Raw genomic sequence first — 25,096 nt, 5'->3', positions numbered from 1 at the left:
CCCGCACCTGCGACAATCAGCCCCATGACCACGCTCAAGTCGAAGCTGCAGGATGACCTCAACGTTGCGATCAAGGAGCGCGACGAGCTCCGCTCCTCGACGCTCCGGCTGACGCTCGCCGCGATCACCAAGGAGGAGGTCGCGGGCAAGGAGAAGCGCGAGCTCTCCGACGACGAGGTGCAGAAGGTGATCACCCGCGAGGCCAAGAAGCGCCGCGAGGCGGCCGAGGCCTTCGCGCAGGGCGGTCGTGCCGAGAGCGCCGAGCGGGAGAAGGCGGAGGGCGAGGTGCTCGCCGAGTACCTGCCCAAGCAGCTGTCCGACGACGAGCTCCAGCAGATCGTGGCCCAGGCCGTCGAGGAGGCCAAGGCCGCCGGCGCCGAGGGGCCGCGGGCCATGGGCGCGGTCATGAAGATCGTGAACCCGAAGGTGGCCGGGCTGGCCGAGGGCGGCCGCGTCGCCGCCGTGGTGAAGAAGCTGCTCGCCGGCTGATCACCAGCAGACGAAACAGGTGGCCCCCTCCTCCCGTACGGGAAAGAGGGGGCCACCCCTGTTCGCTCACACAGTCGGCTCAGCCGAACCGCCCGCCGTTGCCGTTGCCCCCGCCGTTGTCCTGGCCCCGGAAGAAGCCCTCGGGGAGGGAGAACGAAGGCGTGGGAATGGGCTCGCCGCCACCGCCGCCGTTGTTGTTGCCGCCGACCAGGCCGCCGATGAAGCCGCCGTTGCCGTTGCCGTTGTCCCCGTCGTCGCGGTCGTCGTCGTCACGGTTCCCGTCGCCGCGGCCCTTGTGGCCGCCGTCGGGGATGTGGATGTCGTTGAACTGCTCGACGGGCTTGCCCTCGAGCGCGCCCGACATCATGTCGCGCCAGATCGGACCCGGGACCTCACCACCGAAGACCTTGCCGTACGACCGGCCGCCGATGGTGATTCCGGACATCTTCCGCTTGTGCGCGGGGTCGCCGACCCACACCGCGCCGGCCATGTTCGGCGTGTAGCCCACGAACCAGGCCGCGTAGCGCTCGTCCGTCGTACCGGTCTTGCCCGCGCTGGGACGGCCGCTGAGGCCGGCCTTCGAACCCGTACCGTCCTCGACGACGCCCTTCAGCAGCGCGTTGATCGTGTCCGCGGTCTTCTCGGACATCGCACGCGAGCAGGTCGACTTCGGGACCGGGAGCGACTTGGTCTCCCCACCGACCCGCTGGCTGACCGACTCGATGGCGACCGGCGTGCAGTACATGCCGCGCGAGGCGAAGGTCGCGTACCCGTTCGCCATGGTCAGCGGGGACACCTCCTGGGTGCCCAGGGCGATGGACGGCACCTGCGGCATCTTGTCGCCGTCGGCCCGCTGAACGCCCATCTTCTTCGCCATCGTCGTCACCGGGCAGATGCCGATGTCGCTGATCATCTGGACGTAGTAGGTGTTGACCGACTTGGCGGTCGCTTCCTTCATGTCGTACGGGCCGACCTCGGAGCTGTTCTCGTTCTCGAGCTTGGCGGGGTTGGAGCGGTCGTTCGCCCACCGCTTGCCGCCGCAAGCCGAGACCGGGCTCGGGTAGGCCATCTGGTACGGCGAGGAGTACACCTTGTTGGCCGGCATGCCGTCCTCGAGGGCCGCCGCCGCCACGATCGGCTTGAACGTCGAACCGGGCTGGTAGCCCATGCCGCCGCCCATGTCGTCGTCGGCGGACAGGTTGAGGGTCGTCTCGCCCTTCTTGATGTCGACGCCGTACGGACGGGACTGGCCCATGGCGAGGATCTTGCCGGTGCCGGGCTGGACGATGCTGGCGGCGGTGGCCACCTCGTCGCTCGTGTAGACGTGGTCCTTGATGGACCGCTGTGCCGAGTCCTGGGCCGCCGGGTCCATGGTGGTGCGGATGGTGAGGCCGCCCTGGTTCCAGACCTTCGCCCTGGCCTCCTTGGTCTTGCCGAAGACCTTGTCGTTCAGGAAGACCTCGCGCACGTAGTCGCAGAAGAAGCCCGCGCCCTTGACCGCCGTGATGCAGCCGTTCCTGGGCTTGCTGACCTTGAGGCCGAGCGGCGCCTTCATCGCCTCGCCGGCCTGTGCCCGGGAGATGTCGCCGACGGCGGCCATGCGCTGGAGCACGATGTTGCGGCGCTTGGTGGCCTCCGCCTCGTCGTTGACCGGGTCGTACCGGCTGGGCGACTGGACGATGCCGGCGAGCAGGGCCGACTCCGGGATGTCGAGGTCCTTGGCGGACTTGGAGAAGTAGCGCTGGGCCGCGGCCTCGACGCCGTAGGCCTGCTGGCCGAAGAACGTGATGTTCAGGTAGTTCTCGAGGATCTTCTTCTTCCCGAGCTCTTCCTCGACCTGGATCGCGTACTTCAGCTCGCGGATCTTGCGGCCGATGGTCTGCTGGGTGGCCTGCGCGACCTTCGTCGGGTCGTCGCCCGCCTCCTCGACGAAGACGTTCTTCACGTACTGCTGCGTCAGGGTCGAGGCGCCCTGGGAGACCTCGCCGCTGCGCGCGTTCTTGTTGAGGGCGCGCAGGACGCCCTTCAGGTCGACCGCGCCGTGCTGGTAGAAGCGCGAGTCCTCGATCGCGACGATCGCCTTCTGCATGTACGGCGAGACGTCCTTGAGCGGGACCACCGTGCGGTCGCGCGAGTAGACCGTGGCGATCTGGCCGCCTTCGGCGTCGAGGATCGTGGTGCGCTGACTCAGCGGCGGCGTCTTCATGTTGGCGGGGAGCTCGTCGAAGCTCTCGACCGAGCCCTTCGCCGCGAGCCCCAGCGCACCCACGGCGGGCAGCGCGATGCCGGCCAGCACGGCTCCCGCGAGGACACTGACACCGAGGAACTTGGCGGCCTGCTGCGCAGGAGACAGACCACCGCCCGAGCTCTTCTTTGGCATGAGGGCAGCCTACGTTCTCATTCGCCGGACAGGCGTATAGGCCTTGGCCTAAGCTGCTCTCAACTGTCACAGCAGTGAGGCCACGTATCAATACGTCCGGCGACCCCGAATCGTTCTGGGTGTTCCCCAACTTTTTTGTTGGGGTCGTGTCCGAATCCGCCTTGTGTGTCACACGGCGTCCGTTGTGACGCAACTGAACTGTCCCGGTTTGCCGGGAAGGTTATGTATGTCGCCAGCTCACTCCCCCGGGTGATCTGCCGCTTACCCATAGTCCGTTCGGGCCATTCAAGATTGGGCCCGACGGGGGTGTTGCGCTGTGCCCACCTTCCGTAACGTCCTCAACTGGCGGCGGTGAATATGCCGCTGCCGCCGTGGGGGAGCCTCGATTCGGGAGAGGACGGCGCCGGTATGGGCTGGGTAGTCGACTGGAGTGCGCAGGCGGCCTGCCGCACTACCGATCCGGATGAACTGTTCGTTCAAGGAGCAGCGCAGAACAGGGCCAAGGCGGTGTGCACCGGCTGTCCGGTGCGTACGGAGTGCCTGGCCGACGCGCTCGACAATCGCGTCGAGTTCGGCGTGTGGGGAGGCATGACGGAGCGGGAGCGCCGCGCACTGCTGCGCAGGCGGCCCACGGTGACGTCCTGGCGCCGGCTGCTGGAGACGGCGCGCAGCGAGTACGAGCGCGGCACGGGTGTCGTGTCCCTCGACGACGACGAGATCTACGAGAACTACGCCGCGGTGAGCTGAGGTGAGCTGAGGAGTTCCCACCGGGGACTCCACGGGGACTCCACGGGGGCTCCTCGTCGCTGATGTCCGGTCGGGGGCCCGTACGGGCCCTCAGGCATCACGGCCGGGCTGCTCCGGTTCGGCCGCGTCGGGAAGCTCGCGTTCGTTCGCCGCGAGCCGGTCGCCGATGTCGCGCAGTCCCGCGAGGTCGTGCACATCGCCGGGCAGCGCGGCCACTTCCGTCACGGCCACCTCGGGGTGCAGCGCGGTGAAGCGGTCACGCGTGCGCTGCTCGCGGGAGAGCAGCTGCATGCGCTCGGCGTGCAGCCTCAGCAGGCCTGCCGTGAGCTGGTCGACGGACCGCTCGGCGTCCGCGGCGTCTTCGGAGTCCTCGGTGGGGGAGCCACCCTCGGGAGCCGATGTCGATGCCGTGGCTGAGGTCTGAGCTGAGGCCTGATCTGAAGTCTGAGCTGGGGCCTGATCTGAGGTCTGAGCTGGGGTTTCGGACGTGGAAGAGGCTGAACTGTCGTATGCGTCGGGGGAGTTACGAAGTCCAGCTTTCCCGCGCTCCTGATCCACAATGCGGGGCTCTTCAAGATTTTCCGCGGCGGCGAGCGCCCGCTCGGCGGACAGCCGGTCGGCGCCGCTGCCATGGACCCGGTTGAGCACAAGACCGGCGAGCGGCATGTCCTCCGCGGCCAGGCGCTCCACGAAGTACGCGGCCTCGCGCAGCGCGTCCCGCTCAGGGGCCGCGACCACGAGGAACGCCGTCCCGGGCGCCTGGAGCAGCTTGTACGTAGCGTCCGCGCGCGTGCGGAAGCCTCCGAACGTCGTGTCCATCGCGGACACGAACGTCTGGACGTCCTTGAGGAGCTGACCGCCGAGCAGCTTGCCCAGGGTGCCGGTCATCATCGACATCCCGACGTTCAGGAACTTCATCCCGGCGCGCCCGCCCAGCTTCGCCGGTGCCGTCAGCAGCCGGATCAGCCGCCCGTCCAGGAACGACCCGAGCCGCTTGGGCGCGTCCAGGAAGTCCAGGGCCGAGCGGGACGGCGGGGTGTCGACGATGATCAGGTCCCACTCGTCCCGGGCCCGCAGCTGCCCGAGCTTCTCCATCGCCATGTACTCCTGCGTGCCCGCGAAGCCCGCCGAGAGCGACTGGTAGAAGGGGTTGCCCAGGATCGCGGCCGCCCGCTCGGCGTCCGCGTGCACCTCGACGATCTCGTCGAAGGTGCGCTTCATGTCGAGCATCATCGCGTGCAGCTCGCCGCCCGCGGAGTCGTCGATGCCCTTGACCCGGCGCGGGGTGTTGTCGAGGGAGTCGATGCCCATGGACTGGGCGAGCCGGCGGGCCGGGTCGATGGTGAGGACGACCACCTTGCGGCCCCGCTCGGCCGCGCGCAGGCCCAGGGCCGCCGCGGTCGTGGTCTTGCCGACCCCGCCCGAGCCGCAGCACACCACGATCCGGGTCTTCGGGTCCGCCAGCAGCGGATCGACGTCGAGCAGTCGGGCGGGGGACATGCGGGGGCGGGCCGGGTCGTGTGTGCGGTCTGGGTCCGGACGACTCATGACATCCCCTGCTTCCGACTCATGACCAGCTCCATGACGCCTTGTTCCACGACGGCCTTCATGAACATGCCCCGTCCGGCGGCGGCCCCGCTCATGACACGCCCTGCCCGCGCAGCTCGCGGGCCAGCGCGTACAGCCCAGCCAGGTCCATGCCCTCGGCGAACAGCGGCAGTTCGTGCAGCGGCAGGCCGAGCTCGGCCAGCACCGCGCGCTGCTCGTGCTCCAGCGCGTACCGCTCGCCGTACTCCTCGGCCTGGGTGAGCAGCGGGTCCACCAGCCGCTCGGCGTGCCCGCCGCGCCGCGCGCCGCCGAGCCCGGCGGACGACAGCGACCGCGCGACAGTGGAACGCGTGGCCGTCCGGACGAGTTCCAGATCGGTCTCGTCCAACACCTCCGGGCGCACCATGTTCACGATGATCCGCCCCACCGGCAGCCGCGCCGACCGCAGCTCGGCGATGCCGTCCACGGTCTCCTGGACGGGCATCTCCTCCAGCAGCGTCACCAGGTGCACGGCCGTCTCCGGCGACTTCAGCACCCGCATCACGGCCTGTGCCTGATTGTGTATCGGGCCGATCTTGGCGAGGCCGGCGACCTCGTCGTTGACGTTGAGGAAGCGCGTGATGCGCCCGGTGGGCGGCGCGTCCATGACGACGTAGTCGTAGGTGAACCGCCCGCTGCGCTCCTTGCGCCGTACCGCCTCGCACGCCTTGCCGGTGAGGAGCACGTCCCTCAGACCGGGCGCGATGGTGGTGGCGAAGTCGATCGCGCCGAGCTTCTTCAGGGCCCGTCCGGCGCTGCCCAGCTTGTAGAACATCTGGAGGTAGTCCAGAAGGGCCAGTTCGGGGTCGATGGCCAGCGCGTACACCTCCCCGCCCCCAGGAGCGACGGCGATCTTCCGCTCCTCATAAGGCAGCGCTTCCGTTTCGAAGAGCTGCGCGATGCCCTGGCGGCCTTCGACCTCGACGAGAAGCGTCCGCTTCCCCTCCGTGGCCAAGGCCAGCGCTAGGGCTGCGGCCACCGTGGTCTTGCCGGTACCGCCCTTGCCGCTGACGACCTGGAGCCTGCTCACGTATTCGAGCCTAACCAGTCGGCGCCCGGGCTACTCCGGAGGCTGTGGACAACCGCCGCCGTGGTCGGCCGCCTGCCCCTGTCCGCCAGGGGCTAGAGTCGGCCGCATGACCAAGTGGGAATACTCAACCGTGCCGCTGCTCGTCCACGCCACGAAGCAGATTCTGGACACCTGGGGCGAGGACGGCTGGGAGCTCGTCCAGGTCGTGCCCGGCCCGAACAACCCCGAGCAGCTCGTGGCCTACCTGAAGCGGGAGAAGCAGTAATGGGTGCCGTCGAGGCGAAGCTGGCCGAGCTCGGTCTGACCCTGCCCGACGTCGTCCCGCCGCTGGCCGCGTACCAGCCGGCCGTGCAGACCGGCCCGTACGTCTACACCGCCGGGCAGCTCCCGATGGTGGACGGCAAGCTTCCGGTCACCGGCAAGGTCGGCGCGGAGGTCACCCCGGAGGAGGCCAAGGAGCTGGCGCGCACCTGCGCGCTGAACGCCCTGGCCGCCGTCAAGTCCGTCGCCGGTGACCTGGACCGCATCGCGCGTGTGGTGAAGGTCGTCGGCTTCGTGGCCTCGGCCTCGGACTTCACGGGCCAGCCCGCGGTGCTGAACGGCGCGAGCGAGCTGCTCGGCGCGGTCCTCGGTGACAAGGGCGTGCACGCGCGCAGCGCGGTGGGCGTGGCGGTGCTGCCGCTGGACGCCCCGGTGGAGGTCGAGATCCAGGTGGAACTCGCGTAGCGCCCTTCGGCGCTCGCGCGGGCCGCGGGCCTCTTCCACAGGCCCTTTCCGCGGGCCCTTTCCGCAGGCCCGGGTGCGGCATCGGCCCCGGGGGCCACTCGAACATCCGCCCGTCACGGGATAGCCTCGCGCCCATGGCGAACGGTCAGTGGTACCCCCCGGAGTGGCCGGACCGCATCCGCGCGCTGGCGGCCGGCACGCTCACGCCGGTCACCCCGAAGCGCGCGGCCACCGTCATGCTCCTGAAGGACACGGGCACCGGCCCGGCCGTCCATATGCTGCGCAGACGCGCCTCCATGGCCTTCGCCGGAGGCGCGTACGCGTATCCGGGCGGCGGCGTCGACCCCCGGGACGACGACCACCAGGTCCGCTGGGCGGGCCCCACGCGCGCGTGGTGGGCGGACCGGCTCGGCGTCGACGAGACGGAGGCACAGGCGATCGTCTGCGCGGCCGTGCGGGAGACGTACGAGGAGGCGGGCGTCCTGCTCGCCGGACCGGCGCCCGACTCGGTCGTCGGCGACACCACCGGGGCCGACTGGGAGGCGGACCGCGCCGCCCTGGTCGCCCGGGACCTGTCCTTCGCGGAGTTCCTGGACCGCCGCGGCCTGGTCCTGCGCTCCGACCTGCTCGGCGCCTGGACCCGCTGGATCACCCCGGAGTTCGAGGCCCGCCGCTACGACACCTGGTTCTTCGTGGCGGCCCTTCCCGAGGGACAGCGCACCCGCAACGCCTCCACCGAGGCGGACCGCACGGTGTGGATCGCCCCGGGCGAGGCCGCGGCCGGCTACGACAAGGGCGAGCTGCTGATGATGCCGCCGACCATCGCGACCCTGCGCCAGCTGACGCCGTACGACACGGCCGCCCGGGCGCTCGCGGCCGCCCCGGGGCGTGACCTCACGCCCGTGCTGGCCACGGCCCGTCTCGTGGACGGCGAGATCGTGCTCTCCTGGCCGGGTCACGACGAGTTCACCAAGCACATCCCGACCACCGGTGGAGCCACCGCATGACGGACGCAGCAGCCCTTCCCGGCCAGCCCCGGGGCGGTGTCCTCACGGGACCCGCCACCGCCCGGGCCGTCAACGTCCTGGCCCCCAACCCGTCGGCGATGACCCTGGACGGCACGAACACCTGGATCCTCTCCGAGCCCGACTCGGACCTGGCCGTGGTGGTCGACCCGGGCCCGCTGGACGACGGGCACCTGCGCCATGTCGTCGCCACCGCCGAGCAGGCCGGCAAGCGCGTCGCCCTGACGCTGCTGACCCATGGCCACCCCGACCACGCCGAGGGCGCCGGGCGGTTCGCCGAACTGACCGGCACGCGCGTGCGTGCGCTCGATCCGGCCCTCCGACTGGGCGAAGAGGGCCTGGCCGCCGGGGACGTGATCACCGTCGGCGGCCTCGAACTGAAGGTCGTACCGACCCCCGGCCACACCGCCGACTCCCTCTCCTTCCACCTCCCGGCGGACCGGGCGGTCCTGACCGGCGACACGATCCTCGGCCGCGGTACGACGGTCGTGGCCCACCCCGACGGCCGCCTCGGCGACTACCTGGACTCCCTGCGGCGGCTCAGGTCCCTCTCCGTCGACGACGGCGTCCACACGGTGCTGCCGGGCCACGGGCCGGTCCTGGAGGACGCCCAGGGCGTCGTCGAGTACTACCTCGCCCACCGGGCCAAGCGCCTCGCGCAGGTGGAGACGGCCGTCGAGGACGGCTACCGCACCCCCGCCGAGGTCGTCGCCCACGTCTACGCGGACGTGGACCGCTCGCTGTGGCCGGCGGCGGAACTGTCGGTGCGGGCGCAGTTGGACTACCTGGAGGAGCACGGGCTCATCTGACCGGGCCCCCGGGGCACGGCTGACGTGTCCCTTGTACGACGTCGGGCCCTGTCTCGCGTGTACGACGTCGGGCCCTGTCTCGCGTGTACGACGTCGGGCCCTGTCTCGGGTGTACGACGTCGGGCCCTGTCTCGCGAGGAGTCAGGGCCCGATGACGTACGGCACGCGCGGGTGCGCGTCAGCGCGAGCGCTTGGCGAGGCGCTCCACGTCCAGCAGGATCACAGCGCGGGCCTCCAGGCGGAGCCAGCCGCGCTGGGCGAAGTCCGCCAGTGCCTTGTTGACCGTCTCGCGGGACGCGCCGACCAACTGGGCCAGCTCCTCCTGCGTGAGGTCGTGGACGACGTGGATGCCCTCCTCGGACTGCACGCCGAACCGGCGCGAGAGGTCCAGCAGGGCGCGGGCGACCCGGCCCGGGACGTCCGAGAAGACGAGGTCGGACATCGCGTCGTTGGTCTTGCGCAGCCGGCGGGCGACAGCGCGCAGCAGCGCCGTGGCCACCTCGGGGCGGGCGTTCAGCCAGGGCTGGAGGTCGCCGTGGCCGAGACCGAGCAGCTTGACCTCGGTCAGCGCGGAGGCTGTCGCGGTACGCGGGCCCGGGTCGAAGAGCGACAGCTCGCCGATGAGCTCGCCGGGGCCGACCACGGCCAGCATGTTCTCGCGGCCGTCCGGGGACGTGCGGTGGAGCTTGACCTTGCCCTCCGTGACCACATACAGGCGGTCGCCGGGGTCCCCCTCGTGGAACAGCGAGTCGCCGCGCGCGAGGGTCACCTCACTCATGGAGGCGCGGAGCTCCGAGGCCTGCTCGTCATCGAGCGCCGCGAAGAGCGGGTTGCGCCGCAGAACGTCGTCCACGAGTTCTCTCCTTGTCGACCTGCTCAGGGGACCTGGATCCCCCTTGTATCAAGGCACCGAGGTGCCCATTTTGCCGGACGGTCCAAACAGTGTGATCTGTCACAAGGATGCCGCACAGGTGTCCCGGGGTACGCGGCAGGGGTCCAATTGGACGCCGATCTTCGGGGCCCGGGGCGGATGTCGGTGCCACGCCTTAGGCTGGCCGGGTGTCCAAATCGCCGGTGAGAGCACAGGCCGAGGGGGCTGCGCGGGTGGTTGTACGTCGCGATTCCGCTGTGGGCGAACAGGGCCCCGATGGCGGTAGGAAAACGGCGAAAGAGAACAAGTCGGTTACTGCGAAGAAGGCCGCTGCGACGAAGGTCGCTGGGACGAAGGCCGCTGCGACGAAGGTCGCTGGGACGAAGGCCGCTGGGACGAAGGCGGCTGCCAAGAAGGCACCGGCCAAGAAGGCATCCGCCAAGAAGGCGCCTGCCGTGAAGAAGGCGCCCGCCGCCAAGAAGGTCACCGTCGCGCCCAAGAAGGCCAGCGCCCGCGTCAAGGGCACCGCCCCCGCAAAGGCCGTCGTCCATCCGCCGGGTGACGAGTCGCGCACCGCTCTGGTCCGCCGGGCCCGCCGTATCAACCGCGAGCTCGCCGAGGTCTTCCCCTACGCCCACCCCGAGCTGGACTTCGACAACCCCTTCCAACTGGTCGTCGCCACGGTCCTGTCCGCCCAGACCACCGATCTGCGCGTCAACCAGACGACCCCCGCCCTCTTCGCCAAGTACCCCACCCCCGAGGACCTGGCCGCCGCCAACCCGGAGGAGGTGGAGGAGATCCTCCGCCCGTGCGGCTTCTTCCGGGCCAAGACCAAGTCGGTCATAGGGCTGTCCAAGGCCCTGGTGGAGGACTTCGGCGGTGAGGTCCCGGGCCGGCTGGAGGACCTGGTCAAGCTGCCGGGCGTAGGCCGCAAGACCGCGTTCGTCGTGCTCGGCAACGCCTTCGGGCGGCCGGGCATCACCGTGGACACGCACTTCCAGCGTCTGGTGCGCCGCTGGCAGTGGACCGGCGAGACCGACCCGGACAAGATCGAGGCCGCCATCGGCGCGCTCTTCCCGAAGAGCGACTGGACGGACCTCTCGCACCACGTGATCTGGCACGGCCGCCGTATCTGCCATGCCCGCAAGCCCGCCTGCGGTGCCTGCCCGATCGCCCCGCTCTGCCCGGCGTTCGGCGAGGGCGAGACCGACCCCGAGAAGGCGAAGAAGCTGCTCAAGTACGAGAAGGGCGGCTTCCCCGGTCAGCGGCTGCGGCCCCCGCAGGCGTATCTGGACGCGGGCGGCAAGCCGGCGCCGCCGCTGGGGGCCGGATGACCTGCCCGATCCGGGGACTGAGCCGCCTGACCGGGGGATCGAGCTGCCTGATCGGGGGATCGCGCTGCCCGAACGGGGGATCGCGGCCGTTCGCGGAACGATCTCGGACCCGCCGTGCGTTGGAAGCGGCAGGACGACGGGGGTGGCGATGACGCGTGCGAGCGACACACAGGGCGGGCCTGTGACGGGCGGGCCTGTGACGCTGAGCAAGGAGGGCCTGCCCGCCTGGCTGGACCCGGTGGTGCACGCCGTGGAGACGGTCCGGCCGCGGCAGCTCAGCCGCTTCCTGCCGCCGGAGGACGGCGCCGGGCGCCAGTCCGCCGTGCTGATCCTGTTCGGGGAGGGGGCGCGCGGTCCCGAACTGCTGCTCATGGAGCGTGCGAGCTCCCTGCGCTCGCACGCCGGCCAGCCCTCGTTCCCCGGCGGCGCCCTCGACCCGCAGGACGGCGATCCGCGTGGCGACGGCCCGCTGCGGGCCGCCCTGCGCGAGGCGGAGGAGGAGACCGGCCTCGACCCCTCCGGCGTCCAGCTCTTCGGCGTCCTGCCCGCCCTCTACATCCCGGTCAGCGGCTTCGTCGTCACCCCGGTACTGGGCTGGTGGCGCGTACCGAGCCCGGTCGGGGTCGTCGATCCGAACGAGACCGCCAGGGTCTTCACCGTCCCCGTGGCGGATCTCACGGATCCCGCCAACCGCGCCACCACCGTCCACCCCAGCGGCCACCGAGGTCCGGCATTTCTGGTCGAATCAGCCCTTGTGTGGGGTTTCACGGCCGGAATCATCGACCGGCTGCTGCACTTCGCGGGCTGGGAGCGGCCCTGGGACCGCGAGAAGCAGGTCCCGCTCGACTGGCGCGCATGACAGGGTGGCCTCCGTGAACGTGCTGGACATCTTGTTGCTGGTCGCCGCCGTGTGGTTCGCGGTCGTCGGATACCGCCAGGGATTCGTCGTCGGCATCCTGTCGGTGATCGGCTTCCTGGGCGGCGGTCTCGTCGCGGTCTACGTACTGCCCGTCATCTGGGACGCGCTCTCGGACAACGCGGAGGTGAACACGACCGCCGCCGTCGTCGCGGTCGTCGTCGTCATCGTCTGCGCATCCGTCGGCCAGGCCCTCACCACCCACCTCGGCAACAAGCTGCGCAGGCACATCACCTGGTCCCCGGCCCGGGCCCTGGACGCCACCGGCGGCGCCCTGGTCAACGTCGTGGCGATGCTCCTGGTCGCCTGGCTGATCGGCTCGGCCCTCGCGGGCACCACGCTGCCGACGCTCGGCAAGGAGGTCCGCAACTCCAAGGTGCTGCTGGGCGTCTCGCAGGCGCTGCCGGACCAGGCCGCCACCTGGTTCGCCCACTTCTCCTCCGTCCTCGCGCAGAACGGCTTCCCGCAGGTATTCAGCCCGTTCTCGAACGAGCCCATCACCGACGTCCAGCCGCCGGACCCGGCCCTGGCCAACAGCCCCGTGGCGAGCCGCGCCCAGCGCTCCATCGTCAAGGTCATGGGCACGGCCCCGAGCTGCGGCAAGGTCCTGGAGGGCACCGGCTTCGTCTTCTCCGGCCGCCGTGTGATGACCAACGCGCACGTGGTGGGCGGCGTCGACGAGCCGACCGTGCAGATAGGCGGCGAGGGCAAGAAGTACGACGCCACGGTCGTCCTCTACGACTGGCGGCGCGACATCGCCGTACTCGACGTGCCCGACCTGAAGGCGCCCGCGCTGCGCTTCACCACCCAGGACGCGACCAGCGGGGACGGCGCGATCGTCGCCGGCTTCCCGGAGAACGGGGCGTACGACGTGCGTGCCGCGCGCGTGCGTGGCCGCATCACGGCCAACGGCCCGGACATCTACCACCGGGACACGGTCCGCCGCGACGTCTACTCCCTCTACGCGACCGTCCGCCAGGGCAACTCCGGCGGCCCGCTGCTCACCCCCGACGGCAAGGTCTACGGCGTGGTCTTCGCCAAGTCCCTCGACGACTCCCTGACGGGGTACGCGCTGACCGTGGACGAGATCCAGGAGGACATCACCAAGGGGCGCACCGCCAACCAGCAGGTGGACAGCGACAGCTGCGCGCTCTAGGAGCGGCCCTGCGGCGGGTCTGGGAGTGCCCTGCGGCGGGGTGGCCGGGGCTGTCACCCGCGCGGGTGACGCCTCAGTCGCGGGTGTGGCGCAGACGTACGGAGACCCAGCGGGCCCGGCGACGGAGGATGCGCGGGATCCCGACCCGGGGATCCGCGGTCACCATCTGCGGTGCGCCGCTTCGATGGTGGGGGTTCGCACCGCCCGCCGAGCGGCGATTGCGGCTTGCGTCACTGTAGTCGTGCGTCCAGCCCATACCCCGACGTGTGCCCCCGCCTCATGGTCGATAACCGCTCCCGGCGCGCCCAATTGGCCTATGCGCCAGGCAATTGGCCGTTCGTCGGACAAGCGTTCACGTGCGGATACCGGGCGGGGTCGTCCGGTCACCGATCGGGTTCGGGATCCTTGAGCCAGTTGATGAGCTCCGAGGAGAACGCGACCGGGTCCTCCTCGTGCGGGAAGTGGCCGAGACCGTCGAACAGGCGCCAGCGGTAGGGGGCTTCGACGTACTCGCCGGATCCGGCCGCGCTGCGCGTGCGCATCACGGGGTCGAGCGAGCCGTGCAGATGGAGGGTCGGCACGCGCACGGGCCGCTTCATGCGGCGGTTGAACTGGATGCCGTCCGGGCGGGCCAGGGAGCGCACCATCCAGCGGTACGGCTCGACGGCGCAGTGCGCGGCCGAGGGGATGCACATGGCGCGGCGGTACGTCTCCAGGGCCTCGTCCTCCGGCGGGCGCGGCCCGGACCAGTCCTGGATCAGCTCCGCCACGAGCGCCCCGTCGTCGGCGGTGAGCTGCCGCTCCGGGATCCAGGGCCGCTGGAACCCCCAGATGTGTGAACCGGCGCGCGTCTGCTTGACGTCCCGCAGCATGGCCGAGCGCCAGCGCCGCGGATGCGGCATGGACGCGACCGCCAGCCGCCGCACCAGCTTGGGGCGCATCGCGGCGGCCGTCCACGCGAGGTATCCGCCCAGGTCGTGGCCGACCAGCGCGGCGTCCGGCTCGCCGAGCGAGCGGATGACGCCGGTGACGTCGAGCGCGAGGTTGGCGGGGTCGTAACCGCGCGGCGTACGGTCGCTGCCCCCGACGCCCCGCAGGTCCATGGCGACGGCCCGGAAGCCCGCGTCGGCGAGCGCCACCAGCTGGTGCCGCCAGGTCCACCAGAACTGCGGGAAGCCGTGCAGCAGCAGCACCAGCGGCCCGTCGCCCAGCTCGGCGATGTGGAAGCGGGCGCCGTTGGCGGCGACGTCCCGGTGGCTCACCTTCCTCCCGCCGGGGACGTCGAGAAGAACGGCCGAGGCCGGTTGTGCCGAAGGTGTGGCGGGGTCCGTCATGACGACGAGCGTGCCACAGCCTCGATGGCCTCGGGCACCCGGTCCTGCGGGAGCTCCGGACGCGGGTGCGGCTTGGCCTTCTGCAGGACGCCCGCGGTCTCCTTCATCGAGGCGGCGACCTTCTGCGGGCCCTTGCTCTTCTTGGCCTTCTTCGCGAAGACCACGCCGATCAGCGCCAGCACGACCGCGACCAGCACGTTCGCCGCGAAGGACAGCAGGAAGCAGATCGCGAGGTTCCAGTCGCTCCAGGTGCGGATGCCGTACGCCAGCGCGAAGTTCAGCATCGGCAGGGAGAAGATCAGCACCGCGCCGGCCGCGGAGAAGGCGCCGCCGCTGGTCGCGCCGCGCTTGACGTCCTGCCTGAGCTGCGCCTTCGCCAGCGCGATCTCGTCGTGCACCAGCGCCGACATTTCCGCCGTCGCCGAGGCGAACAGCTGGCCGATGCTGCGTTCGGCGCCGACCGGGCTGCCGTCGGGTGCGCTCATCGCGATGTCTCCCTCTCCGTCTTTTGTACCGTCTCGTCAGATCATGCCGGACCGTCGTGGTCCTCGCCTGCCCCGCCCGGTACTTCGGCAAGCTCGTGGCGCGCGGCTGCCTTCTCCTGGGCGATCCGGCGGTGTTCCGCGGCCTTGGCCTCGTAGCGGGCGGCCAGGCGCAGGTGGTACGCCGGGTCGTGCTCCTCGTAGATGTCGGGGATGCCGTCGAGGTCGTCGTCGCGCTCCTCTTCCTCCCACAGACGGCGGTACTTGGCGTTCCGTATCTTCAGCAGGACGGTCGCCAGCATCGCGGCGATGAGCGAGCCCAGCAGGACGGCGGCCTTGACCTCGTTCGTCATCGTCTCGTCGCCGGCGAAGGCGAGTTCGCCGATGAGCAGCGAGACCGTGAAGCCGATGCCGGCGAGGCTCGCCACCGCGAACACGTCCCCCCAGGCGAGATCGTCGCTGAGTGAGGCCCTGGTGAAACGGGCCGTCAGCCAGGTCCCGCCGAAGATGCCCAGTGTCTTGCCGACGACGAGTCCGAGGACGACGCCGAGGGTCTCCGGCTGATCGAACACATCGGCGAGCGCACCGCCGGAGATGGCGACACCGGCGCTGAAGAGCGCGAACAGCGGTACGGCCAGCCCTGCCGACAGTGGCCGTACGAGATGCTCGATGTGCTCGCCGGGGGAGTGCGGCTCGCCCTCCTTGCGGTGGCAGCGCAGCATCAGGCCCATGGCCACGCCGGCGACGGTGGCGTGGACGCCGCTGTTGTACATCAGCGCCCAGATCACGAGCGCGAGCGGTACGTACACGTACCAGCCGCGTACGCCCTTGCGCAGCAGCAGCCAGAAGACGCCCAGTCCCACGACGGCGCCGCCGAGCGCGGCGAAGTTCAGGTCGGCGGTGAAGAAGACGGCGATGATCAGGATCGCGAAGAGGTCGTCGACGACGGCGAGTGTGAGCAGGAAGGCCCGCAGGGCGCTCGGCAGGGAGGTGCCGATGACCGCGAGCACGGCGAGCGCGAAGGCGATGTCGGTGGCGGTGGGCACGGCCCAACCGGCCAGGGAGCCGCCGCCGGTGACGTTGGTGACGGTGTAGACGAGCGCCGGTACGGCCATGCCGCACAGGGCGGCCACGACCGGGAGCGCGGCGGCCCTGGGGTCGCGCAGGTCGCCCGCGACGAGCTCGCGCTTGAGTTCGATCCCGGCGACGAAGAAGAAGATCGCCAGCAGTCCGTCGGCGGCCCAGTGCGCGATCGACAGGTCCAGGCCGAGTGCGGCGGGGCCCACGTGGAAGTGGGCGACGTTCTCGTAGCTGTCGTGCAGCGCGGGGATGTTCGCCCAGAGCAGTGCGGTGACCGCGGCGGCGAGCAGCAGCACACCGCCGACGGTCTCGGTGCGCAGCGCGTCCGCCACGTAGGTCCGCTCGGGCAGCGACAGTCGTCCGAGGACCTTGCGAGGGGTGGTGGAGCGGGGCGCGGTCACGGGGAGAACCTCCGGTCGGTGGGCAGGGCTGAACGCATGCCGACCAGACTTCCCGGCGCACCATGAGGCAGTTGTTTTGCTTAGTTTAGCTAACCGTATGGCCGTGCGCACCTGTCGATCTTCACCGTGGACGGCGAAAGGGCACCCGGCGAGCTGTCCGCCGGGTGCCCTTCGCCTGATCGGCTATGCGTGGGCCTTGATCAGTCCTCGCTGGGTGCGGCCGGCAGCTTGGACTGGATGAGGTCCATGACCGTGGAGTCGGTCAGCGTGGTGACGTCACCGAGCTGGCGGTTCTCCGCGACGTCCCGCAGCAGACGGCGCATGATCTTGCCGGAGCGGGTCTTGGGCAGCTCGGCCACCGGCAGGACCCGCTTGGGCTTGGCGATCGGGCCGAGGGTGTTGCCGACGTGGTTGCGCAGCTCGGCGACCAGGTCCTCGGACTCGGCGGCCGTACCGCGCAGGATCACGAAGGCGACGATCGCCTGCCCGGTCGTCTCGTCCGCCGCACCGACCACGGCGGCCTCGGCGACCGACGGGTGGGAGACGAGCGCGGACTCGACCTCGGTGGTGGAGATGTTGTGCCCCGAGACGAGCATGACGTCGTCGACCCGGCCGAGCAGCCAGATGTCACCGTCGTCGTCCTTCTTGGCACCGTCACCGGCGAAGTACTTGCCCTCGAAGCGCGACCAGTACGTGTCGATGAACCGCTGGTCGTCGCCCCAGATGGTGCGCAGCATCGACGGCCACGGCTCGGTGAGCACCAGGTAGCCGCCACCGCCGTCGGGCACCTCCCGCGCCTCGTCGTCGACGACCGTCGCGGAGATGCCGGGCAGCGGCGTCTGCGCGGAGCCGGGCTTGGTCGCGGTCACGCCCGGCAGCGGGGTGATCATCATCGAGCCGGTCTCGGTCTGCCACCAGGTGTCGACGATCGGGGTGCGGTCGCCGCCGATGTTCTTGCGGTACCAGATCCATGCCTCGGGGTTGATCGGCTCGCCCACCGAGCCCAGCACCCGCAGGCTGGACAGGTCGAACTTGGCGGGGATGTCGTCGCCCCACTTCATGAACGTACGGATCGCGGTCGGCGCGGTGTAGAGGATCGTCACGCCGTACTTCTGCACGATCTCCCAGAAGCGGCCCTGGTGCGGGGTGTCGGGCGTGCCCTCGTACATGACCTGCGTCGCACCGTTGGCGAGCGGGCCGTAGACGATGTACGAGTGCCCCGTGACCCAGCCGACGTCGGCGGTGCACCAGTACACGTCCGACTCCGGCTTGAGGTCGAAGACTGCGTGGTGGGTGTAGGCGGTCTGGGTGAGGTAGCCGCCGGAGGTGTGCAGGATGCCCTTCGGCTTACCCGTGGTGCCCGAGGTGTACAGGATGAACAGCGGGTGCTCGGCGCCGAACGCCTGCGGGGCGTGCTCGGCGCTCTGCCGCTCCACGACGTCGTGCCACCACACGTCGCGGCCCTTGGAGAAGGCGACCTCCTGGCCCGTGCGGCGCACGACCAGCACATGCTCGACGATGCCCGCCTTCTCGACCGCCTCGTCCACGGCCGGCTTGAGCGCGGACGGCTTGCCGCGCCGGTAGCCGCCGTCGGAGGTGATGACCACGCGCGCGTCGGCGTCCTGGATACGGGTGGCGAGCGCGTCCGAGGAGAAGCCGCCGAAGACGACCGAGTGGGCCGCGCCGATCCGGGCGCAGGCCAGCATCGCGATCGCGGTCTCGGGGATCATCGGCATGTAGACGGCGACCCGGTCGCCGGCCTGAACTCCCAGCTCCAGCAGGGCGTTGGCCGCCTTAGAGACCTCGTCCTTGAGCTCGGCGTAGGTGATCGCGCGGCTGTCGCCGGGCTCGCCCTCGAAGTGGATGGCGACCCGGTCGCCGAGCCCGGCCTCCACATGCCGGTCGACGCAGTTGTAGGCGACGTTGAGCTCGCCGTCCTTGAACCACTTGGCGAACGGCGGGTTCGACCAGTCGAGGGTCTCGGTGGGCTCCTTGGCCCAGGTCAGCCGACGGGCCTGCTCGGCCCAGAAGCCGAGCCTGTCAGCCTTGGCCTGCTCATACGCCTCCGCGGTGACGTTGGCGCCTGCGGCCAGGTCGGCGGGGGGTGCGAACCTGCGCTCTTCCTTGAGCAGGTTGGCCAGGCTTTCGTTGCTCACGGCATCTGCCTTTCCCAGGGTGTCCGTTGTGTCCCAGGCCACAGCTCATCAGACCCGGGGGTGCGATGACAAGGGCCGACCGCCGATTGGTTTAGACCTCTTGAGCGGTCGGATTCGGTGACCGGGGTCATCCGTACCCACGGACGCCGACCAGGCAGGGTTCATCCTCTGTAACGCCTCTCACAGTCCGGCCCAACTACCAGTGAAGGCGCACCGAGAGAGAGGACAGCCGAGTGGACGGCATACGGGGCGGACCCGCGGCGGCGGCCCACGACCCTCAGCTCTTCGAAGAGTTCTACCGGCGCCATGTGGACGCCGTGATGTCTTTTGTGGCCCGGCGTGTCGCCGACGTCCACACAGTGGCGGACCTGACCGCCGAGGTCTTCCTCGCGGCGCTCGACTCCGCCCACACGTACCGCCCCGGCCGGGGCGACGAGCGGGCCTGGCTGTACGGCATCGCACGCAACATCGTCTCCTCCGAGCGCCGCCGGGTCGCTCGTGAGACGGCGCGCGACCGCCGTATCTCGGGGCGGCGGCTCCTGGAGCCCGACGACATCGCGCGGCTCGAGGACAAGCTCGACGCCGAGAGTCCGGGGCGCCGGGCGCTGGCCGCGCTGGCGCGACTGCCGGACGGCGAACGGGCCGTCGTCGAACTCGTCGCCGTGGACCAGCTCACGGTGACCGAGGCCGCCGCCGCGCTCGGCATCCGCCAGGTCACGGCCCGCGTGCGGCTGCACCGGGCCCGCAAGTCCCTGCGGGCGGAGGCGGATCCGGTGCCGGAGACGCCGCCCGGCGCATCCCTGTCGTACGTCACCGGCGGAGCCGGAGAAACCGGAGGAGAGGCATGATCACGAGGACCACGTTCGAGGACCGGCTGCTGGCCGAGCTGCGGCGCGAGATCGAGCTGCGCGGGGCCACCGGTTCCGCGCAGGCGGTGGCCACCGGTCCCGCCGAGAAGGTCACCGCGCGACGCTCCCCGTTCGGGGGGGTGCTCACGGGGCGGCGGATCGCCCTGACCGCGGGCGCCTGCGCCGTGACCGGGCTGGTGCTGGCGCTTGTGCCGGGCTCACCGGGCGAGTCCCCGGCGTACGCGGTGGAGCGGCACGGCGACGGCAGCGTCACCCTCACCCTCACGAAGATCGCGATAGGCCAGAAATCCCAGCGCCAACTGGCCGAACGCCTGCGGGCCGAGGGCATTCACGTGACCATCGACAATCTCTCCTTCGGCCAGCACTGCGCTCAACCGCGCGGCGAGATGCTGACGGGCAGCGTGGGACGGGGGTTCATCGGTGGGCCGCCCGAGGACGGCACCGTCCCCGTCGGCGGTCCGACCGACCCGGCCTACCACCGCGACTGGCAGGTCACCCTGCACCCGGGCGACTCCCTGGGCATGGAGAACACCAGCCGCAAGGACGGCAAGCCCGGGCTCAGCACCGAGTTGTTCTACGCGATCAAGGGCAAGATCGCGCCGTGTGAACCGGAGTCTCAGGGCTGAGGCCGCCGGCGGGCGGCGTACGGGGGTCGCCGCTCTCCTTCGCCCGGCCTGCCCCCGGATGGGGCCGCCGGGTGAACAGCGGCCGCGGCCGCCGGGTGCGGACGGTCGCCTCGGCCGGCTGCCCTGGGGCGAGCCCCGCGCTCACGCCGGCAGACCGGCCTCCCGTACGTGCTCGAACACCCGGTCCCCGTCCCGCTCGGTGAGCAGATAGGCCTGGGCCTCGCCGACGTGGAAGTACATGCCGTGCAGCTCCAGCTCACCCTCCTTCAGGGCGCGGGCGACCGAGTCGTGGGCACGCAGATGCTCCAACTGCTGGACCACGTTGGTCAGGCAGAGCTGCTCCACCACGCCCTCGGGCGCCCGTCCGGCCAGCCTGCCCCACGGCGGGCTGTCGCCGGCCACGCGCTCCAGGCTGGGCAGCCCGTGCCGCAGCCATCGCTCTAGCGGGGTCCGGGTGCCGCCGGGTTCGGAGCTGAGCAGCGCCTGCATCGCTCCGCACCCGGAGTGCCCGCACACCGTGATGGACCGCACCTTCAGCACGTCCACCGCGTACTCGATCGCGGCGGCCACCGAGTCGTCGCCGCTCTCCTCGCCGGGCAGCGGTACGAGGTTGCCCACGTTGCGCACGACGAACAGGTCGCCCGGACCGCTGGAGGTGATCATCGAGGTGACCAGTCGTGAGTCGGCGCAGGTCAGGAAGAGCTGCGAAGGGCGCTGTCCCTCGCGCGCCAGCCGGGCCAGTTCACTGCGCACCAGGGGTGCGGTGTTGCGCTGGAACGCGCTGATGCCACGCGCCAGTTCGTGACCACTGGCGCTGCCGGGGCCCGTCGGGTCGGGCTCGGGGCGGTCCGTCCCGTCCGGGGCGTGCTCGGAGCGGGGCGCGGACCCGGGGTGGTCGCACTGGTGGTTGCGCCAGGGTGTCCAGGGCCGGCAACGGCAGTCGGTGAGGGGCTGGGGCTCGGAGACACGGGTGCCGGGATGCCGGCCGGCGATCTCCACGCTGCCGCCCTGCGCGGTGTGCGTCTTCTGCCAGTCCTGCAACGTCTCGTACGCCGCGTGGTCCATGAACGAACCGTCCAGCTCGACGACGGTGTCGGCACCGTGGGGTACGAGATGCAGGGCCCGGCTGAGCCGTGGCACCGCGAGGAACGTCAGCTGTCCTCTGACGTGTACGTGATGCACTCCTTCCGTCTCGTCGTGCGTGATGCGGGTGCGGGTGAGGCGGTGCAGGGCGACGCCGACGGCCATGGCGACACCCAGCGCCACGCCTTCCAGGACGCCGAGGGACACGACGCCCAGGGTGGTGACGGCGTAGACCCACACTTCCCGGTGGCGCGTCACCGTGCGGATGTGGTTCAGGGACACCATCTGGATGCCGACGGCCATCACCAGGGCGGCGAGCGAGGCGAGCGGGATGAGCTCCAGGAGCGGGACCATCAGCAGGGCGGCGATCACTACGAGAACGCCGTGCAGCATCGTGGAGTTCCGGCTCACCGCACCCGCGTGCACATTCGCCGAACTGCGCACGGCCACACCGGCGATGGGCAGCCCGCCGAGCGATCCGGAGACGATGTTCGCGGCGCCTTGCCCGAGCAGTTCGCGGTCGAGGTTGGAGCGCCCGACCCGGGGCGACAGACCGGGACGTCCGGCGACCAGCTTGTCCACGGCGACCGCGCCGAGCAGGGACTGCACGCTGCACACCAGCGTGGTGGTGAGCACGGCGGCGACGAGGCCGAGCACGGGGCCCTCGGGCAGTCCGGCCAGGGCGTGGTTGCTCCAGGACGGCAGGTCGACCTTGGGCAGGCGCAGCCCGGCGAGGGCGGCGACCACGGTGGCTCCGGCCACGGCGACGAGCGCGGCCGGGATCTTGCGCAGCAGGCGCCCGGCCCGGCCGGGCAGTCTCGGCCAGAGCAGCAGCAGCGCGAGGGTCAGCGCGCTCACCGACACGGCCGCGGGGCCCATGTCCGCCAACTGGGCGGGCAGCGCGGCCAGGTTGTCGGGGACGGAGCTCTGCGGTGTGCCGCCGAGCACGATGTGCAGCTGGGCGACGGCGATGGTGACGCCGATTCCGGCGAGCATGCCGTGCACGATGGCGGGGCTGACGGCGAGGGCGCCGCGGGCCACGCGCAGGCAGCCCAGCCCGAGTTGGGCGAGGCCGGCGAGGACGGTGATGGCGCAGGTCGTCCGCCAGCCGTAGCGCAGGATGAGGTCGGCGGTGACGACCGTGAGTCCGGCGGCCGGTCCGCTCACCTGGAGCGGGGAGCCGCCGAGCCGTCCGGCGACGAGCCCGCCCACGGCGGCGGCGACGAGGCCGGCTTGCAGGGGGGCGCCGGTGGCGAGGGCGATGCCCAGAGACAGGGGCAGGGCGATCAGGAAGACCGCGATCGAGGCCGACACGTCGGCACCCGCGATCCGGAAGCGGCGGGGGCCGGTCGGCGGCGGGCTGTGGGGCGGGTGGGTGCGCTCGGTCCGGTTGGGGTCGGCGGCGCGTGTGGGGACGCAGGCAGACATTGTTTCCCGTCTCCTCCGGGGCTGCGCGGTCGCGTAACTGGGGCGCCCGCTCGGGGCGGGGTTCGGTCGCGGCCGTAGGTCACGGCGTAAATCGGCGGGATGAATCAACGCTCGGTAAACGGATCGTAATGCAGAGTAAAGGGCGGGCATAGACTTTACGGGCAAATGGGCGAATAAATCACCTCGACGAGTGAAGTGGCCATTTGATCGGCTTGTCGTACTAATTCCTTCTCGGTCCCGTGCGAATTTGGCGGCGCTGTCGGCACCCGAGAGAAGGAAGAAGGTGGGCGACACATGGCCGCCACCCACAGGATCGCCGCGGGCTCCGTGATCGCCGCGGTCTGCGCCGCATCGCTCGCCGGTTGCTCGACCGGCACTGCCCGGCACGAAGCAGCCCCCGACCCGCAGACGGCGAAGCCGGCCCAGGCGCCGAAGAGCTCGGTCCGGCTGATCGGAGACGGCTCCACCGCCTACACCGGCGCCCAGCCCCACCTGCCGAGGCCCGAGCGGCTGCGGCCCGGCCAGAGGCCCCCGCAGTTCGTCGTCTTCTCCTGGGACGGCGCGGGCGAGGACAGCCAGAAGCTGTTCTCCCACTTCCGCGAGGTCGCCAAGGCCAACGACGCGACGATGACGTACTTCCTGAGCGGCGTGTACATGCTGCCGGACGAGAAACGCGACCTCTACCGGCCGCCGCAGCACTCACCGGGCCGCTCCGACATCGGCTTCAACGACCGCCGGGGCATCGCCGCCACCGCGAAGCAACTGCGCCTGGCGTGGCTGGAGGGCAACGAGATCGGCACGCACTTCAACGGCCACTTCTGCGGCAGCGGCGGCGGGGTCGGCGAGTGGTCGGTGGAGGACTGGAAGGACGAGATCGCCCAGGCCAAGCAGTTCGTGAGGACCTGGAAGACCAACACGGGCCTGCGGAACGCGTCCCCGTTGCCCTTCGACTACGACAAGGAGCTCATCGGCGCCCGCACCCCCTGCCTGGAAGGACAGCGGAACTTCATGAAGGCGGCCCGAGAGCTGGGCTTCCGCTACGACACCAGCGGCGTCAACGACCAGGTCTGGCCCAAGCGGAAGCAGGGCCTGTGGGACGTCTCCATGCAGCTGGTGCCCTTCCCCGGGCACTCCTACGAGCAGCTCACCATGGACTACAACTTCATGGTCAACCAGTCGGGCACGACCACCCAGGGCGACCCCGAGAAGTTCGACTTCTGGGGCGACCAGATGCGCGACGGCCTGCTCAAGGGCTTCTACCGGGCGTACGACGGCAACCGCGCGCCCCTGATCATCGGCAATCACTTCGAGTCCTGGAACGGCGGCACCTATATGCGGGCCGTCGAGGAGGTCATCGAGGCGGTGTGCACCAAGAAGGAGGTGCGCTGTGTCTCGTTCCGCCGGCTCGTGGACTGGCTGGACGCCCAGGACCCGGCGACGCTGGAGAAGCTGCGCTCCCTGAAGGTCGGCGAGAAGCCGAAGCAGGGCTGGGCGTCCTTCCTCGCCGGCGGCCCCGCCCCGGCCCCGAGGGGCGTGCCCGGGGCTCCGGCGGCGAAGCCGTAGCGCAGTGAAGAAGGCCACTCCGCAGTGGGGAGGGCTCCCGGGATGCGTAGGGTCGTACTCATGAGTACAGCAGGTGCGACCGCCGACCCCCTCGCGACCCTGGGGGCGCTGCCCGGTGTGGCCGAGTCCGTGGAGTCCGTGCGCAAGGCCGTGGACCGGGTCTACGGGCACCGGATCATGCGGCGGCGCAGCAACGCGGTCACCTCCGAGGCGGCCCTGCGCGGCGCCCGTGGCTCGGCGGCGCTGTCCGGCGCTGACTGGGCCCTGGAGGAGGTGCGCCGGCGTACGGACTTCAGCGGTGACGACGAGGCGCACACCGTGGGTGCCGCGCTGCGGCTCACCGCGGAGGCGGGGCAGTTGCTGTCGATCTGGCGGCAGTCACCCCTGAGGGTGCTGGCCCGGCTGCACCTGGTCGCGGCCGCCGGCCAGGCCGACCAGGTGGGACGGCCCCGGCAGGAGGGCGAGCCGGTCGACGAGCCGCTCGTCGCGCTGCCGCTGCCGAGCGCGGCCGAAGCCCACGGCCGGCTGGAGGGACTGGCCGGGTTGATCATCGCGGGCGGCACGGCACCGGCGCTGGTGACGGCCGCCGTCGTACACGGCGAACTCCTCGCGCTGCGCCCCTTCACGTCCCACAACGGCCTGGTCGCGCGCACGGCCGAGCGCATCGTCCTGGTCGGCAGCGGCCTGGACCCGAAGTCGGTCTGCCCGGCCGAGGTCGGGCACGCCGAGCTGGGCCGCGGCGCCTACCTGGAAGCCCTCGACGGGTACGTCTCCGGTACGCCGGAGGGCGTGGCCGCCTGGATCGCCCACTGCGGCAGGGCGGTCGAACTGGGGGCACGCGAGTCGACGGCGGTGTGCGAGGCGCTCCAGCGCGGAGCGGCGTGACACTGAGCCGGAAGGCCCGCAAAGAGATGCGGCGGTACGAGAAACTCGTACCGCCGCTGGCATGAGCATCGGGTTACCAAGCGTCCTCGGTATATGCCCATCAGGTCGGGAACTTTGCC

23 protein-coding genes are annotated in these 25,096 nt (G+C 70.9%); 13 read left to right on the top strand and 10 right to left on the bottom strand.

Annotation, left to right across the window (positions count from 1 at the left end):
• The first annotated feature begins 24 nt into the window (after positions 1–24).
• Complete coding sequence (locus ACIBK5_RS31445; RefSeq protein ID WP_215119938.1) at positions 25–489, top strand: GatB/YqeY domain-containing protein; 465 nt, start codon at positions 25–27, stop codon at positions 487–489.
• A 79-nt stretch (positions 490–568) separates the two neighbouring features.
• On the opposite strand, the gene ACIBK5_RS31440 is transcribed toward ACIBK5_RS31445, so the two are convergent.
• Positions 569–2,869: a transglycosylase domain-containing protein gene (locus tag ACIBK5_RS31440; RefSeq protein WP_399024770.1), complete on the bottom strand. Its 2,301-nt coding sequence runs from the start codon at positions 2,867–2,869 to the stop codon at positions 569–571.
• A gap of 408 nt (positions 2,870–3,277) precedes the next feature.
• Between ACIBK5_RS31440 and wblA the strand changes: the two genes are divergently transcribed.
• Complete coding sequence (gene wblA / locus ACIBK5_RS31435; protein ID WP_184594573.1) at positions 3,278–3,616, top strand: transcriptional regulator WblA; 339 nt, start codon at positions 3,278–3,280, stop codon at positions 3,614–3,616.
• A gap of 90 nt (positions 3,617–3,706) precedes the next feature.
• Here wblA and ACIBK5_RS31430 read toward each other — a convergent pair whose 3' ends face one another.
• Together ACIBK5_RS31430 and ACIBK5_RS31425 are read right to left on the bottom strand one after the other, a co-directional pair.
• Positions 3,707–5,164, bottom strand: coding sequence for an ArsA family ATPase (locus ACIBK5_RS31430; protein ID WP_399024769.1), 1,458 nt, complete (start codon positions 5,162–5,164; stop codon positions 3,707–3,709).
• Positions 5,165–5,255: 91 nt separating this feature from the next.
• Positions 5,256–6,233 (bottom strand): ArsA-related P-loop ATPase, encoded by a 978-nt coding sequence (locus ACIBK5_RS31425; RefSeq protein WP_215119934.1) that lies wholly within the window; start codon positions 6,231–6,233, stop codon positions 5,256–5,258.
• Positions 6,234–6,339: 106 nt separating this feature from the next.
• Between ACIBK5_RS31425 and ACIBK5_RS31420 the strand changes: the two genes are divergently transcribed.
• The 4 genes from ACIBK5_RS31420 (at position 6,340) to ACIBK5_RS31405 (ending at position 8,793) form a co-directional block, all read left to right on the top strand.
• Positions 6,340–6,498, top strand: a complete 159-nt coding sequence (locus ACIBK5_RS31420) for a DUF4177 domain-containing protein (RefSeq protein WP_097218487.1) — start codon at positions 6,340–6,342, stop codon at positions 6,496–6,498.
• Entirely contained in the window at positions 6,498–6,959 is a 462-nt protein-coding gene (locus ACIBK5_RS31415) for a RidA family protein (protein ID WP_189725766.1), read from the top strand. Before ACIBK5_RS31420 ends, ACIBK5_RS31415 begins: the two co-directional genes overlap by 1 nt.
• Before the next feature lie 134 nt (positions 6,960–7,093).
• Entirely contained in the window at positions 7,094–7,966 is an 873-nt protein-coding gene (locus ACIBK5_RS31410; protein ID WP_399024767.1) for an NUDIX hydrolase, read from the top strand.
• Positions 7,963–8,793, top strand: coding sequence for an MBL fold metallo-hydrolase (locus ACIBK5_RS31405; RefSeq protein WP_399024764.1), 831 nt, complete (start codon positions 7,963–7,965; stop codon positions 8,791–8,793). Before ACIBK5_RS31410 ends, ACIBK5_RS31405 begins: the two co-directional genes overlap by 4 nt.
• A gap of 178 nt (positions 8,794–8,971) precedes the next feature.
• Here the strand turns inward: ACIBK5_RS31405 and ACIBK5_RS31400 are convergent, their stop codons facing one another.
• Positions 8,972–9,646 (bottom strand): Crp/Fnr family transcriptional regulator, encoded by a 675-nt coding sequence (locus tag ACIBK5_RS31400; RefSeq protein ID WP_215119931.1) that lies wholly within the window; start codon positions 9,644–9,646, stop codon positions 8,972–8,974.
• A 473-nt stretch (positions 9,647–10,119) separates the two neighbouring features.
• On the opposite strand from ACIBK5_RS31400, the gene nth reads away from it, so the two are divergent.
• From nth to ACIBK5_RS31385, 3 genes are all read left to right on the top strand, one after another.
• Positions 10,120–10,998 (top strand): endonuclease III, encoded by an 879-nt coding sequence (gene nth, locus ACIBK5_RS31395; protein WP_399024763.1) that lies wholly within the window; start codon positions 10,120–10,122, stop codon positions 10,996–10,998.
• Between the two features lie 148 nt (positions 10,999–11,146).
• The gene (locus ACIBK5_RS31390) at positions 11,147–11,857 is read left to right on the top strand and encodes an NUDIX hydrolase (RefSeq protein WP_399024761.1); all 711 of its coding nucleotides are present in this window, start codon (positions 11,147–11,149) and stop codon (positions 11,855–11,857) included.
• Positions 11,858–11,870: 13 nt separating this feature from the next.
• Complete coding sequence (locus tag ACIBK5_RS31385; RefSeq protein WP_399024759.1) at positions 11,871–13,070, top strand: MarP family serine protease; 1,200 nt, start codon at positions 11,871–11,873, stop codon at positions 13,068–13,070.
• Positions 13,071–13,143: 73 nt separating this feature from the next.
• Here the strand turns inward: ACIBK5_RS31385 and ACIBK5_RS31380 are convergent, their stop codons facing one another.
• The 5 genes from ACIBK5_RS31380 to acs form a co-directional block, all read right to left on the bottom strand.
• Positions 13,144–13,326, bottom strand: coding sequence for a hypothetical protein (locus ACIBK5_RS31380; RefSeq protein WP_382592553.1), 183 nt, complete (start codon positions 13,324–13,326; stop codon positions 13,144–13,146).
• A 127-nt stretch (positions 13,327–13,453) separates the two neighbouring features.
• On the bottom strand, positions 13,454–14,404 hold the full coding sequence (locus ACIBK5_RS31375; RefSeq protein ID WP_382491129.1) for an alpha/beta fold hydrolase: 951 nt from the start codon (positions 14,402–14,404) through the stop codon (positions 13,454–13,456).
• Positions 14,401–14,889, bottom strand: coding sequence for a phage holin family protein (locus ACIBK5_RS31370; RefSeq protein WP_399024756.1), 489 nt, complete (start codon positions 14,887–14,889; stop codon positions 14,401–14,403). The genes ACIBK5_RS31375 and ACIBK5_RS31370 overlap by 4 nt, the downstream gene beginning before the upstream one ends.
• 41 nt (positions 14,890–14,930) lie before the next feature.
• Positions 14,931–16,367 carry a Na+/H+ antiporter NhaA gene (gene nhaA / locus ACIBK5_RS31365; RefSeq protein WP_399024754.1) on the bottom strand — a complete coding sequence of 479 codons (1,437 nt, stop codon included), beginning with the start codon at positions 16,365–16,367 and terminating at the stop codon, positions 14,931–14,933.
• Between the two features lie 200 nt (positions 16,368–16,567).
• Positions 16,568–18,523: an acetate--CoA ligase gene (gene acs / locus ACIBK5_RS31360; protein WP_399024752.1), complete on the bottom strand. Its 1,956-nt coding sequence runs from the start codon at positions 18,521–18,523 to the stop codon at positions 16,568–16,570.
• A 233-nt stretch (positions 18,524–18,756) separates the two neighbouring features.
• Between acs and ACIBK5_RS31355 the strand changes: the two genes are divergently transcribed.
• On the top strand, positions 18,757–19,371 hold the full coding sequence (locus ACIBK5_RS31355; RefSeq protein ID WP_399024750.1) for an RNA polymerase sigma factor: 615 nt from the start codon (positions 18,757–18,759) through the stop codon (positions 19,369–19,371).
• A complete protein-coding gene (locus tag ACIBK5_RS31350; RefSeq protein WP_399024748.1) occupies positions 19,368–20,018 on the top strand; it encodes a hypothetical protein in 651 nt (216 codons plus the stop codon). Before ACIBK5_RS31355 ends, ACIBK5_RS31350 begins: the two co-directional genes overlap by 4 nt.
• A 141-nt stretch (positions 20,019–20,159) precedes the next feature.
• Here the strand turns inward: ACIBK5_RS31350 and ACIBK5_RS31345 are convergent, their stop codons facing one another.
• Complete coding sequence (locus tag ACIBK5_RS31345; RefSeq protein WP_399024746.1) at positions 20,160–22,529, bottom strand: bifunctional SulP family inorganic anion transporter/carbonic anhydrase; 2,370 nt, start codon at positions 22,527–22,529, stop codon at positions 20,160–20,162.
• A gap of 294 nt (positions 22,530–22,823) precedes the next feature.
• On the opposite strand from ACIBK5_RS31345, the gene ACIBK5_RS31340 reads away from it, so the two are divergent.
• Both ACIBK5_RS31340 and ACIBK5_RS31335 read left to right on the top strand, forming a co-directional pair.
• Entirely contained in the window at positions 22,824–24,092 is a 1,269-nt protein-coding gene (locus ACIBK5_RS31340) for a hypothetical protein (RefSeq protein ID WP_399024744.1), read from the top strand.
• A 60-nt stretch (positions 24,093–24,152) separates the two neighbouring features.
• Entirely contained in the window at positions 24,153–24,977 is an 825-nt protein-coding gene (locus ACIBK5_RS31335) for an oxidoreductase (protein WP_399024742.1), read from the top strand.
• Positions 24,978–25,096: the final 119 nt, after the last annotated feature.

The sequence above is a fragment of the Streptomyces sp. NPDC050546 genome (assembly GCF_044457425.1).
Taxonomy (GTDB): Bacteria; Actinomycetota; Actinomycetes; order Streptomycetales; family Streptomycetaceae; genus Streptomyces.
This window is presented reverse-complemented; position numbering and strand designations above follow the sequence as displayed.

Excerpts from the sequence above, each read along its gene's own strand:
- ACIBK5_RS31440 (WP_399024770.1), bottom strand. The coding sequence starts at position 2,869 with ATGCCAAAGAAGAGCTCGGGCGGTGGTCTGTCTCCTGCGCAGCAGGCC.
- ACIBK5_RS31390 (WP_399024761.1), top strand. The coding sequence starts at position 11,147 with ATGACGCGTGCGAGCGACACACAGGGCGGGCCTGTGACGGGCGGGCCT.
- ACIBK5_RS31340 (WP_399024744.1), top strand. The coding sequence starts at position 22,824 with ATGGCCGCCACCCACAGGATCGCCGCGGGCTCCGTGATCGCCGCGGTC.
- ACIBK5_RS31375 (WP_382491129.1), bottom strand. The coding sequence starts at position 14,404 with ATGACGGACCCCGCCACACCTTCGGCACAACCGGCCTCGGCCGTTCTT.
- ACIBK5_RS31350 (WP_399024748.1), top strand. The coding sequence starts at position 19,368 with ATGATCACGAGGACCACGTTCGAGGACCGGCTGCTGGCCGAGCTGCGG.
- ACIBK5_RS31335 (WP_399024742.1), top strand. The coding sequence starts at position 24,153 with ATGAGTACAGCAGGTGCGACCGCCGACCCCCTCGCGACCCTGGGGGCG.
- ACIBK5_RS31415 (WP_189725766.1), top strand. The coding sequence starts at position 6,498 with ATGGGTGCCGTCGAGGCGAAGCTGGCCGAGCTCGGTCTGACCCTGCCC.
- ACIBK5_RS31430 (WP_399024769.1), bottom strand. The coding sequence starts at position 5,164 with ATGAGTCGTCCGGACCCAGACCGCACACACGACCCGGCCCGCCCCCGC.
- ACIBK5_RS31410 (WP_399024767.1), top strand. The coding sequence starts at position 7,094 with ATGGCGAACGGTCAGTGGTACCCCCCGGAGTGGCCGGACCGCATCCGC.
- ACIBK5_RS31420 (WP_097218487.1), top strand. The coding sequence starts at position 6,340 with ATGACCAAGTGGGAATACTCAACCGTGCCGCTGCTCGTCCACGCCACG.
- ACIBK5_RS31370 (WP_399024756.1), bottom strand. The coding sequence starts at position 14,889 with ATGAGCGCACCCGACGGCAGCCCGGTCGGCGCCGAACGCAGCATCGGC.
- ACIBK5_RS31345 (WP_399024746.1), bottom strand. The coding sequence starts at position 22,529 with ATGTCTGCCTGCGTCCCCACACGCGCCGCCGACCCCAACCGGACCGAG.
- ACIBK5_RS31445 (WP_215119938.1), top strand. The coding sequence starts at position 25 with ATGACCACGCTCAAGTCGAAGCTGCAGGATGACCTCAACGTTGCGATC.
- ACIBK5_RS31380 (WP_382592553.1), bottom strand. The coding sequence starts at position 13,326 with ATGGGCTGGACGCACGACTACAGTGACGCAAGCCGCAATCGCCGCTCG.
- ACIBK5_RS31405 (WP_399024764.1), top strand. The coding sequence starts at position 7,963 with ATGACGGACGCAGCAGCCCTTCCCGGCCAGCCCCGGGGCGGTGTCCTC.
- wblA (WP_184594573.1), top strand. The coding sequence starts at position 3,278 with ATGGGCTGGGTAGTCGACTGGAGTGCGCAGGCGGCCTGCCGCACTACC.